At 71.8% G+C, this 10,968-nt stretch carries 12 protein-coding genes; 7 read left to right on the plus strand and 5 right to left on the minus strand.

All coding sequences use genetic code 11. The features are described from left to right. Positions 1–3 precede the first annotated feature (3 nt). A complete protein-coding gene (locus AC069R_RS07205; protein WP_478765271.1) occupies positions 4–609 on the minus strand; it encodes a hypothetical protein in 606 nt (201 codons plus the stop codon). Beyond that, entirely contained in the window at positions 602–1,381 is a 780-nt protein-coding gene (locus tag AC069R_RS07210) for an alpha/beta hydrolase (protein ID WP_478765272.1), read from the minus strand. The genes AC069R_RS07205 and AC069R_RS07210 overlap by 8 nt, the downstream gene beginning before the upstream one ends. A 173-nt stretch (positions 1,382–1,554) precedes the next feature. Between AC069R_RS07210 and AC069R_RS07215 the strand changes: the two genes are divergently transcribed. The 4 genes from AC069R_RS07215 to AC069R_RS07230 all read left to right on the plus strand — a co-directional run bounded on the left by AC069R_RS07215 (position 1,555) and on the right by AC069R_RS07230 (position 5,454). Beyond that, positions 1,555–2,307 carry a lysophospholipid acyltransferase family protein gene (locus tag AC069R_RS07215; RefSeq protein ID WP_478765296.1) on the plus strand — a complete coding sequence of 251 codons (753 nt, stop codon included), beginning with the start codon at positions 1,555–1,557 and terminating at the stop codon, positions 2,305–2,307. 41 nt (positions 2,308–2,348) lie between these two features. Next, positions 2,349–3,605: a MacS family sensor histidine kinase gene (macS, locus tag AC069R_RS07220; protein WP_478765274.1), complete on the plus strand. Its 1,257-nt coding sequence runs from the start codon at positions 2,349–2,351 to the stop codon at positions 3,603–3,605. Continuing rightward, a complete protein-coding gene (locus AC069R_RS07225; protein WP_478765275.1) occupies positions 3,602–4,279 on the plus strand; it encodes a response regulator in 678 nt (225 codons plus the stop codon). The genes macS and AC069R_RS07225 overlap by 4 nt, the downstream gene beginning before the upstream one ends. 146 nt (positions 4,280–4,425) lie before the next feature. Next, positions 4,426–5,454 (plus strand): 6-phosphofructokinase, encoded by a 1,029-nt coding sequence (locus AC069R_RS07230; RefSeq protein WP_478765276.1) that lies wholly within the window; start codon positions 4,426–4,428, stop codon positions 5,452–5,454. A gap of 189 nt (positions 5,455–5,643) precedes the next feature. On the opposite strand, the gene AC069R_RS07235 is transcribed toward AC069R_RS07230, so the two are convergent. Both AC069R_RS07235 and AC069R_RS07240 read right to left on the minus strand, forming a co-directional pair. Then, positions 5,644–7,503, minus strand: a complete 1,860-nt coding sequence (locus tag AC069R_RS07235; protein WP_478765277.1) for an anthranilate synthase family protein — start codon at positions 7,501–7,503, stop codon at positions 5,644–5,646. Positions 7,504–7,615: 112 nt separating this feature from the next. Next, on the minus strand, positions 7,616–7,672 hold the full coding sequence (locus tag AC069R_RS07240; protein ID WP_471059784.1) for a trp operon leader peptide: 57 nt from the start codon (positions 7,670–7,672) through the stop codon (positions 7,616–7,618). Between the two features lie 104 nt (positions 7,673–7,776). Here AC069R_RS07240 and AC069R_RS07245 point away from each other — a divergent pair, with 104 nt between their 5' ends. Together AC069R_RS07245 and AC069R_RS07250 are read left to right on the plus strand one after the other, a co-directional pair. Further along, a complete protein-coding gene (locus AC069R_RS07245; protein ID WP_478765278.1) occupies positions 7,777–9,129 on the plus strand; it encodes a class II 3-deoxy-7-phosphoheptulonate synthase in 1,353 nt (450 codons plus the stop codon). A gap of 155 nt (positions 9,130–9,284) precedes the next feature. After that, the gene (locus tag AC069R_RS07250; protein ID WP_478765279.1) at positions 9,285–9,512 is read left to right on the plus strand and encodes a (2Fe-2S)-binding protein; all 228 of its coding nucleotides are present in this window, start codon (positions 9,285–9,287) and stop codon (positions 9,510–9,512) included. 9 nt (positions 9,513–9,521) lie between these two features. On the opposite strand, the gene bfr is transcribed toward AC069R_RS07250, so the two are convergent. Next, positions 9,522–10,031, minus strand: a complete 510-nt coding sequence (bfr, locus tag AC069R_RS07255; protein ID WP_478765280.1) for a bacterioferritin — start codon at positions 10,029–10,031, stop codon at positions 9,522–9,524. Positions 10,032–10,221: 190 nt separating this feature from the next. Between bfr and AC069R_RS07260 the strand changes: the two genes are divergently transcribed. Then, positions 10,222–10,854: a sulfite oxidase-like oxidoreductase gene (locus AC069R_RS07260; protein ID WP_478765281.1), complete on the plus strand. Its 633-nt coding sequence runs from the start codon at positions 10,222–10,224 to the stop codon at positions 10,852–10,854. Positions 10,855–10,968: the final 114 nt, after the last annotated feature.

Consider the following 10,968-nt stretch of genomic DNA (forward strand, 5'->3'; position numbering starts at 1 on the left):
CGGCTAGACCACGGCCCCCCGGCCCGGATCGTCGTCGTCGTCCTCGTCCGTCCGCATCCGCGCCACCAGTGTCGCGAAGCCGCCGAGGAAGCCGCCGATGCCGGCGGTCGTCAGCCACCAGGTCATGTCCCAGCCGAGCAGCACCGCCAGGAGCAGCAGGACCGGGCCGCCGATCACGCCCAGCCAGGCGAACCTCGACGTGGTGTCGCCGGTGTCCAGCGGGGGCGGCTCGGGCGGCACGAAGTGGCCCTCGTCGTCCTCGTCGAAGTCGTCCTCGGACGGCTCCGGCGGGCGGTGGTCGCGGGGGCCGACGCCGGGTGCGAAGGACACGGAGCTGCCCAGCGGAGGCCGGGCGGGCCGCGGCTCCTCCTTCTTGCCGCCGCCCTCGTCCGCCGCCGCGTCCTGCTCCAGCTTCTCCAGCAGCGCGTCCTTCTCCAGCAGCGCGAGGTCCTCCACCGGCTTGAAGGGCCTGCTGCCCGGCGGGTCCGGCGGCTCCTCGCCGTACCCGGCCACGATGGCCCGCCAGGCGGCGTCCTCGTCGAAGCGCAGCCCGTTCTCCTCCGGCTCCCGGTCCTCGCGGCCCTCGGGACCAGGGTCGTGCTCAGCCAACTGCGGCCGTCCCTTCCTTGCCCGGAATCGGTGCGAGCCGGCCGATGAAACCGAGGCTCTCCTCGAAGATCCGGTCCGCGTCCACGTCCAACGTCGCGACGTGGTAGCTGTGTTCCAGCACGATCTCCCGGACGTCCGCGGACGAGATCCGGCTCAGCACCCGCGCCGAGTCGACGGCCGGTACGACATGATCCTGAGCGCTGCGCAGCAGCAGCAACGGCTGGGAGATCCGGGGCAGCTCGCCGTCCAGCCGGCGCAGGAACCGGCGCAGCGAGTGCGCCGCGTGCAGCGGCACCCGGTCGTAACCCGTCTCCGCCACCCCGCCCTTGGCGATGTCGCTGGCGATGCCCCGGGTGGAGCGCACCAGGTGCCGGGCCACGGGCAGGGCGTACGCCGACAGTCCGTGGACCTTGTTCGCCGGGTTGACGACGACCACGCCGCTGATCCGCTCGCCGTGCAGGGCGGCCAGCCGCAGCGCGAGGGCGCCGCCCATCGACAGGCCCGCGACGAATACTCGGGAGCAGCGCTCGGACAGCAGCCGCAGTTCGCGGTCCACCTCCGCGTACCAGTCCTGCCAGCCGGTGAGCTGCATGTCCTGCCAGCGCGTGCCGTGTCCCGGCAGCAGCGGCAGCGACACCGTCAGGCCGTGCGCGGCGTGGTGTTCGGCCCAGGGACGCAGCGACTGCGGGGAGCCGGTGAAGCCGTGACAGAAGAGGACGCCCACCTCGCCGCCGGAGTGGCGGTACGGCTCGGCTCCAGGGAGAACCGGCACCTTCGACGCTCCTGTTCCTGGGGAAGGGCCCCGCCGCCGTTTGGCCGGGGCGTGGAGAACACGCGGATGTGCTTCACCGTACGCGACCGCACGGACACCGACCAGGGCCGTCGGGTGCTTTGACGGTCCAGCGGGTTATGGTCTGTCCGACGGAAACGGGAGGCACACGGGTGTTGTACGGCACGATGAAGGTCGCCATCGGAGGGCCGCTGAAGCTCGCCTTCAGGCCCTGGGTGGAGGGGCTGGAGAACATTCCGGCCGAAGGCCCGGCGATCCTGGCCAGCAACCACCTGTCCTTCTCGGACTCCTTCTTCCTGCCGACGATGCTGGACCGCAAGGTCACCTTCATCGCCAAGGCCGAGTACTTCACCACGCCCGGTGTGAAGGGCCGGCTCACCGCCGCGTTCTTCAAGGGCGTCGGCCAGCTCCCGGTGGACCGCTCGGGCGCGCGCGGCGCCGGTGAGGCCGCGATCAAGAGCGGCATCGAGGTGCTGGAGCGCGGCGAGCTGTTCGGCATCTACCCGGAGGGCACCCGCTCGCCCGACGGCCGGCTCTACCGGGGCAAGCCCGGCGGTCTCGCCCGCGTGGCGCTCGCGACCGGTGCCCCGGTGATCCCGGTGGCGATGATCGACACCGAGAAGATCCAGCCGCCCGGCAAGGTGATGCCGAAGCTGATGCGGCCCGGCATCCGCATCGGCAAGCCCCTCGACTTCAGCCGCTACCAGGGCATGGAGCACGACCGCTTCGTGCTGCGGGCGCTGACCGACGAGGTCATGTACGAGATCATGAAGCTCTCCGGCCAGGAGTACGTCGACATGTACGCGACCGCCGCCAAGCGGCAGATCGCGGAGGCGGCGAAGGCGGCCAAGGAAGCGGAGAAGGCGGAGAAGGAAGCGGAGAAGGCGAAGGACGCGGAGAGCAAGTAACCGCGGCGGGCTTACGGGGTTCATGGGGGGGGGCACGGGGGATGGCCGGGCGCGAGCGTGTGCTGAGGATGTCGGTGGAGCTGCCGCTGTGGCGGGCGCTGGCCGGCTACCGCGTGCTGACCATGCTGTACGCGCTCGGCCTGTGCGTCACCTCGTACGAGCACTTCACCCGTCCGTGGATCGCGGTCGGCTACGACGCCGTCCTCGCCGTCTGGACCCTCGCCACCCTGCCCCGCGTGCGCGGCGCGGCCGACTGCACCAGGGGCTTCCTCGCCGCCGACCTGACCATCGGCCTCGCCGGCGTCCTGCTCACCGCGTTCGCCGACAGCCACCAGCGGATCGCGGGCGGCCCCACCCTGCCGACGATATGGACCGGCGGCGCGGTCCTCGCCTTCGCGATCAAGGGCGGCTGGCGCTGGGCCGCCGTCGCCTCCACCGCGGTGGCCGCCGCCAACCTGGTCGAGCGCGGCCAGTTCGCGCGGGACACCGTGCACAGCCTGATCCTCGTCTGGGTGGCCTCCATCGGCATCGGCTACGTGGTGGAGGTGGCCCGCGCCTCCGAGCGCACCCTCGCCCGCGCCCTGGAGATCGAGGCTGCGACCCGTGAGCGGGAGCGGCTGGCGCGGGACATCCACGACAGCGTGCTCCAGGTGCTGGCGATGGTGAAGCGGCGCGGCACCGCCCTCGGCGGCGAGGCGGCCGAGCTGGGCAGGCTGGCCGGGGAGCAGGAGGTGGCCCTGCGCACCCTGGTCTCCGGCGGCCTGCTGCCGGCTGCCCGGACCGCCCCGACCGACCCGTCCGCCCGGACTTCCCCGACCACCGGGGACGGCGTCGTACCCGTCGCCGGGACGGCGTCAGCGGCGGACGACGACGGACCGGTCGATCTGCGCACCCTCCTCGCCCCGTTCGCCCGCGACCGGGTGAGCCTGGCCGAGCCCGGCGCCCCGGTGCCGCTGCCTCCGGCCGCCGCCCGCGAGCTGGCCGCGGCCGTCGGCGCCGCCCTGGACAATGTGCACAGGCACGCCGGCGAGGGGGCGCGGGCCTGGATCCTGGTCGAGGACGAACCGGAGGACATCCTCGTCACCGTCCGGGACGACGGGCCCGGCATCCCCGAGGGCCGGCTCGCCGAGGCGGAGGGCGAGGGGCGGCTCGGCGTCGCCCAGTCCATCCGGGGCAGACTGCGCGACCTCGGCGGCAGCGCCGAGCTGATCTCGGTGCCCGGCCAGGGCACGGAGGTCGAACTGAAGGTACCGAAGGGCGCCCTCGCGGCGCGGGGGAAGAAGGCGGAGCGGCGATGACACAGCGGCAGGACCCGATCAAGGTCATGGTGGTGGACGACCACCCCATGTGGTGCGACGCGGTCGCCCGTGACCTGGCCGAGTCCGGCTTCGAGGTGGTCGCCACCGCGGGCGACGGCGACCAGGCCGTGCGCCGCGCCAAGGCCGCCGCCCCCGATGTGCTGGTCCTGGACCTCAACCTGCCCGCCAGGCCCGGCGTCCAGGTGTGCAAGGAACTCGTCGCGCACAACCCGGCGTTGCGCGTCCTGGTGCTGTCCGCGAGCGGGGAGCACGCCGATGTCCTGGAGGCGGTGAAGTCCGGCGCGACCGGCTATCTGCTGAAGTCCGCGTCCACCGCCGAACTGCTGGACGCGGTGCGCCGCACGGCCGTCGGCGACGCGGTGTTCACGCCGGGCCTCGCCGGCCTCGTCCTCGGCGAGTACCGGCGGCTGGCCGCCGAACCGGCGCCCGCGCCCGACGCCGGGCGGCCGGGCGCGCCCCGGCTGACCGAGCGGGAGACGGAGGTGCTGCGGCTGGTCGCCAAGGGCCTGAGCTACAAGCAGATCGCCGAACGCCTCGTCATCTCCCACCGCACCGTGCAGAACCACGTCCAGAACACCCTCGGCAAGCTGCAACTCCACAACCGCGTCGAGCTGGTGAGGTACGCGATCGAACGCGGCCTCGACGAGGAGTAGCTGCCCGGCTCCGGCGGCCGTGCCGCGGTCGTGCCCCCGGTTCCCGGCGCAATCCCCCCGATTCACCCGTACCGCCTCTCCCGATGTGACACGCATCACCATTAGCGTGACGAAGCGTCAGGCACTGCGGGTGAAGGGAAATTTCCATGCGGGTCGGAGTACTGACCGGAGGCGGCGACTGCCCCGGACTCAACGCCGTCATCCGAGGCATCGTGCGCAAAGGCGTGCAGGAGTACGACTATCAGTTCGTCGGTTTCCGGGATGGCTGGCGGGGCCCCCTCGAAGGCCGCGCCGTCCCCCTCGACATCCCCGCCGTGCGCGGCATCCTGCCGCGCGGCGGCACCATCCTCGGCTCCTCCAGGACCAACCCCCTCAAGATCGAGGACGGCATCCGCCGGATCAAGGACAACCTCGCCAAGCAGGAGGTCGAGGCCCTGATCGCGATCGGCGGCGAGGACACCCTCGGCGTCGCCGCGCGACTGTCCGGCGAGTACGGCGTGCCCTGCGTCGGCGTGCCCAAGACCATCGACAACGACCTGTCCGCCACCGACTACACCTTCGGCTTCGACACCGCCGTCAACATCGCCACCGAGGCCATCGACCGGCTGCACACCACCGCCGAGTCCCATATGCGGGTCCTGGTCTGCGAGGTGATGGGCCGGCACGCCGGCTGGATCGCCCTGCACTCGGGCCTCGCCGGCGGCGCCAACGTCATCCTCATCCCCGAGCAGCGCTTCGACCTGGACCAGGTGTGCGCCTGGATCACCTCGCGCTTCAAGGCGTCGTACGCCCCGATCGTGGTGGTCGCCGAGGGCGCCATGCCCAGGGACGGCGAGCTGGTGCTCAAGGACCAGTCGCTGGACTCCTTCGGGCATGTGCGGCTCTCCGGGGTCGGCGAGTGGCTGGCCAAGGAGATCGAGAAGCGCACCGGCAAGGAGGCCCGCACCACCGTCCTCGGGCACATCCAGCGCGGCGGCACCCCCAGCGCCTTCGACCGCTGGCTCGCCACCCGCTTCGGACTGCACGCCGTGGACTGCGTCCGCGACGGCGACTTCGGCAAGATGGTCGCCCTGCGCGGCACCGACGTCGTCCGCGTGCCCCTGGCGGAGGCGACCGCCAAGCTGAAGACCGTCGACCCGAAGCTGTACGAGGAGGTCGGGGTGTTCTTCGGCTGAGAGCCCCGGCGGACACTCCGGGCTGTGGGCCGCGACCCGGCCCACAGCCACCGGCCGACCGCCTCCGGCCGACCGCCTCCGGCCGACCGCCTCCGGCCCACAGCCACCGGTCCACGACCCCCGGCCCACAGCCACCGGTCCACGACCCCCGGCCCGCAGTCATCGGCCGACCGCCCCCGGCCGACCGCCTCAGAACGCGCTCGCGCCGCGCAGCCGCCCCATCAACTTCCCGACGATCCCCGCCCCGTCGAGCGTCAGCACCGACTCCGGGTGGAACTGCACCCCCGCAAAACCGGGCCCCCGTACGGCATGCACCTCGCCGCCCGCCGACCGGCTCACCTCGATCCCGTGCGCCGCCAGCTCCCGTGCCGCCTCCTCGTCGCAGCGGGCGGTGAAGCTGTTGTAGAAACCGACCGTCTCGCGGCGCCCGAACAGCTCGATCTCCGTCTGCGCCCCCTGGTACGGCACTTCCTTGCGGACGATGTCCAACCCCAGCTCCGCGGCGAGCAGTTCATGGCCCAGGCACACGCCCAGCACCCCCTGCCGGTGCTCCCGCACGACGGTCCGGGTCAGCTCCCGCAGGAAGCGCATCTTGGGATCGGTGAGGTCGCCGGGGTCGCCGGGGCCGGGGCCCAGCACCACCGGGCCCTCGTGGGCGAGCGCCGCGGCCCGCAGCCCCGGCTCGTCGTAGCGCCGTACCGTCACCGCCAGGCCGGTCGAGCGCAGCAGATGGGCCAGCATCGCGGTGAAGGTGTCCTCGCCGTCGACCACCAGGGCATGCCCGCGCGCCTCGCCGGACGGCTGCCGCATCCGCAGCCAGAACGGGGCGAGCCGGGCCCGCCGCCCGTCCAGCGCGGCCCGCACCCGCGGGTCGTCGGCCAGCCGGGGCAGCTCCCGCTCCGCGCGCGGCCGGCCGGGCCGCACCCCGAGCGCCGCGAGCACGCCCGCCGCCTTCGCATGGGTCTCGGCGACCTCGCCCGCCGGCTCCGAGCCGCGCACCAGCGTGGCCCCGACCGGCACCCGCAGCCGCCCGTCCGCGCCGATGTCGGCGGTGCGGATCAGGATGGGGGAGTCCAGGGTCTGGGCGCCGCCCGCGTCCCGCCCGAGCAGGGCCAGCGCACCCGCGTAGTAGCCGCGCCCGCCGACCTCGTGCCGCTCGATCACCCGGCACGCGTTCTGCACCGGCGACCCGGTGACCGTCGCCGCGAACATGGTCTCCCGCAGCACCTCGCGGGCGTCCAGGGAGGACCGGCCGCGCAGCTCGTACTCGGTGTGCGCGAGGTGCGCCATCTCCTTCAGCCGCGGCCCGACGACGACCCCGCCCATATCGCCGACGGTGCACATCATCTTCAGCTCCTCGTCGACCACCATCGACAGCTCCTCGATCTCCTTGCCGTCGGCGAGGAAGTCCAGCAGGTGCTCCGGCGTCGGCCCCCCGGCGGGATAGCGGTAGGTGCCGCTGATCGGGTTCATCACGACCGTCCCGCCGGACATCCGCACATGCACCTCGGGGCTGGCGCCGACCAGGGTGCGGTCCCCGGTGTGCACCACGAACGTCCAGTACGCCCCGCGCTCGCCCTCCAGCAGCCGCCGGAACAGCGCCAGCGCGTCCGCCCGGCCGAACTCCGGGATCCGCCCCTCGTACGTCCGCCGGATCACGAAGTTCGCGCCCTCGCCCCCGCCGATCTCCCGCTCCAGCACCCGCCCGACGATCCCGGCGTACTCCTCGTCGCCGACGTCGAAGCCGCCGCCCTCGACCCGCACCGCGTGCGCCGGGAGCCGCCGCAGCGCCTCGTCCAGCGGGATCTCGTACGACTCCTCGGGCGTCAGCACCAGCAGCGGGGTGCCGTCGTCGCGGACGTCGAAGCCGCGCTCGCGGAGCTGCCGGAACGGCACCAGGGCGAGGCCCTCGTCCGGCAGCTCGGCGAGCCGGTCCCGGCCGCCGACCGGGCCGATCAGCACCTCCACCGGGTGCTCGGCACGGCCCGGCAGCCGGCGGCGCAGCAGCGCGAAGGGGCGGGGGTCGGACAGCAGGTCCATGAGGTCCACGGGTCGGGCTCCTACTCGATCAGGTGAGGAATCGGCTGAAGGAGAGGAACGACCGCGGAAACGCCGAAGGCCGCCCCTCGGGCGGCCTTCGCGAAGTCTGGGTGCGCGCGAATCAGTGGGCCGCCGAAGAAGCGGTCCACCACCAGTTCCGGTTGGAAAGCGCGAACATGCGAAAGACCCTACCGCACCACGGACCGTCCACGACTCAGTCACCGCGTCTCACTTTCCGGGCGACTCGTGGAACACGGGACACGACCCCGTAATGTGTACGAGGTGACCGTGAACGCTAAGTCCAGCGCGAGCGCTGGCAACACCTGGCGAGACCTGCCCGCGGCGCAGCAGCCCGAGTACCCCGACACCGAGGCTCTGCGCGCAGTGATCGCGGACCTCGAGTCGTATCCGCCGCTGGTTTTCGCCGGCGAGTGTGACCAGCTGCGTGCCCGGATGGCGGCCGTCGCCAAGGGAGAGGCGTTCCTCCTCCAGGGCGGCGACTGCGCCGAGGCGTTCGACGCGGTGTCCGCCGACCAGATCCGGCAGAAGCTCAAGACGCTGCTCCAGATGGGCGCCGTCCTCACCTACGCGGCCTCCGTGCCCGTGGTGAAGGTCGGCCGGATCGCCGGGCAGTACTCCAAGCCGCGCTCCAAGCCGACCGAGACCCGCGACGGGGTGACGCTGCCGACCTACCGGGGCGACTCCGTCAACGGCTTCGAGTTCACCGAGGCCGCCCGCGTCCCGGACCCCGAGCGGCTGAAGCGGATGTACCACGCCTCGGCGTCCACGCTGAACCTGGTGCGCGCCTTCACCACCGGCGGCTACGCCGACCTGCGCCAGGTGCACGCCTGGAACCAGGACTTCGTGAAGACCTCCCCCTCCGGCCAGCGCTACGAGCAGCTCGCGCGGGAGATCGACAACGCGCTGAACTTCATGCGGGCCTGCGGCACCGACCCGGAGGAGTTCAAGACCGTCGAGTTCTTCTCCTCGCACGAGGCGCTGCTGCTGGACTACGAGTCGGCCCTGACCCGCGTCGACTCCCGCACCGGCAAGCTGTACGACGTCTCCGCGCACATGGTGTGGATCGGTGAGCGCACCCGGCAGCTGGACCACGCGCACATCGAGTTCGCCTCGAAGATCCGCAACCCGATCGGCATCAAGCTCGGCCCGAGCACCACGGCCGAGGAGGCGCTGAAGTACATCGACCGCCTCGACCCCGACCGGGAGCCGGGCCGGCTGACCTTCATCGTCCGCATGGGCGCCGACAAGATCCGCGACCGGCTGCCCGAGCTGGTCGAGAAGGTCACGGCCTCCGGCGCCACGGTGGCCTGGGTGACCGACCCGATGCACGGCAACACCTTCGAGGCGGCCTCCGGGCACAAGACCCGCCGCTTCGACGACGTGCTCGACGAGGTCAAGGGCTTCTTCGAGGTGCACAAGGGCCTCGGCACCCATCCGGGCGGCATCCACGTGGAGCTGACCGGCGACGACGTCACCGAGTGCGTGGGCGGCGGCGACGAGATCTTCGTGGACGACCTGCACCAGCGCTACGAGACGGCCTGCGACCCGCGGCTCAACCGCAGCCAGTCCCTGGACCTGGCGTTCCTGGTCGCGGAGATGTACCGGGACCAGTAGGCGACCGGTTCGCCGACGGTGTCGCTGGGGCGCGGATCACATGGGATCCGCGCCCCTCGGCCTTTTGCGGTCGCGAAGCGACAGGTAAGGTTAGGTTTGCCTCACCGGGAACGGGGTGGCAGAGCTACGGCGACCCCGTCGGGAGGTGAGTCCGCGTGTACGTGTGCAGCTGCTTCGGCATCACCGAGGCCCAGGTCCAGCAGCACGCGGAGGACGGCGCCTGCACCCCGCGCCAGATCGCCTCCGCCTGCAAGGCGGGCACGGACTGCGGCCGCTGCGTACGACGCATCCAGGCGCTGCTCGGCCGGGGCGCCTGCCCCCGCCGCGAACTGATCGAACAGCGCGCCCCGGCCACCCTCGACCGGCTGGACGACGCCGCCTAGGCCCCGCCGCTAGAAGCTGCCGGTGCCCGGTCCCGACGGATCCGGCTGGTTCTGCTCGATCACCGTCGAGATGTAGAGCGCCTCGCCCAGCTTGTCCACCAGCTCCAGCTGGGTGTCCAGGTAGTCGATGTGGTGCTCCTCGTCGGCCAGGATCGCCTCGAAGATGTTCGCGGACGTGATGTCGTCCTTGTCGCGCATGATCTGTACGCCCCGGCGCAGCCGGTCGATCGCCTCGACCTCGATCTGCCGGTCGGCCCGGAACATCTCGGTCACCGTCTGCCCCACCTCGATGTGGGAGAGCCGCTGGTAGTTCGGCAGCCCGTCGAGCAGCAGGATGCGGTCGGTCAGGAGCTCCGCGTGCCGCATCTCGTCGAACGACTCGCGCCGGGTGTACTCCGCGAGCTTGGACCAGCCCCGGTGGTCCTGGATCTTGGAGTGCAGGAAGTACTGGTTGATCGCCGTCAGCTCGGCGGTCAACTGCTCGTTGAGCAGTTCGATGACGTCGGGGTCGCCCTGCATCGCAGCGGCTCCTTCCACACGGATGTCTCCCGCACGGATATCGGGGGAGGGTGTGGGCCGCATGATTGCACCGGACGCGAAGATCGTCCAGTAAGTGCGTACTTAGTAAGTGTGCCGGGATTTGATGCCTTTTGCCCGTTACGGAGGGGGGCGGTCAAGGGCACTGCCCGAGGTCTGTCAGGATGGTTACATGGGTCATCCGGTGGAGCGAGAGTCTGGAGCGGCGGCAGGGTCCGAGCTTCCGCCGGGGCAGCGACTCCAGCGCGGCTGGCCCGTCACGCACTACGGACCCGTGCCCAAGTTCCGGCCCGAGCGCTGGGACTTCCGGGTCTTCGGCGCCACCGCCGACGGCGACAAGCACGGCTGGAGCCACGAGGAGTTCACGGCCCTGCCGTACGCCACCGTGGTGGCCGATCTGCACTGCGTGACCAAGTTCAGCATGCTCGGCGCGGAGTGGGGCGGGGTGCCCGCCGCCGCGATCGTGGAGCTGGCACCGCCGGCCCCGGACGTCACCCATGTGATGGTCTGGGCGGAGTACGGCTTCAGCTCCAACCTGCGCCTCGCGGACTTCCTCTCCGACCGCACCCTCTTCGCCACCCACAAGGACGGCGAACTGCTGACCGCCGAGCACGGCTTCCCGGTCCGCCTGATCGTGCCCCATCTGTACGCCTGGAAGGGGCCCAAGTGGGTGCGGGGCGTGGAGTACATGACCGCCGACCGGCGCGGCTTCTGGGAGGAGCGCGGGTACCACAACGTGGGCGACCCGTGGAAGGAACAGCGCTACTCGTACCAGGAGGAACCGGGGGAGGGGCCGGAGCTGTGACGGTCCGCCCGCCGACCCCCTAGGACCTGTCTGATAATCGATCTTATGGTGGGTCGTGGTGAGCTGACGGATGCGGCGTGGGAGCGGATAGCGCCTTTGCTGCCGGGTGTTGAC

Source organism: Streptomyces sp. NPDC043952 (assembly GCF_056435325.1).

Excerpts from the sequence above, each read along its gene's own strand:
- macS (WP_478765274.1), top strand. The coding sequence starts at position 2,349 with ATGGCCGGGCGCGAGCGTGTGCTGAGGATGTCGGTGGAGCTGCCGCTG.
- AC069R_RS07225 (WP_478765275.1), top strand. The coding sequence starts at position 3,602 with ATGACACAGCGGCAGGACCCGATCAAGGTCATGGTGGTGGACGACCAC.
- AC069R_RS07230 (WP_478765276.1), top strand. The coding sequence starts at position 4,426 with ATGCGGGTCGGAGTACTGACCGGAGGCGGCGACTGCCCCGGACTCAAC.
- bfr (WP_478765280.1), bottom strand. The coding sequence starts at position 10,031 with ATGCAGGGCGACCCCGACGTCATCGAACTGCTCAACGAGCAGTTGACC.
- AC069R_RS07260 (WP_478765281.1), top strand. The coding sequence starts at position 10,222 with ATGGGTCATCCGGTGGAGCGAGAGTCTGGAGCGGCGGCAGGGTCCGAG.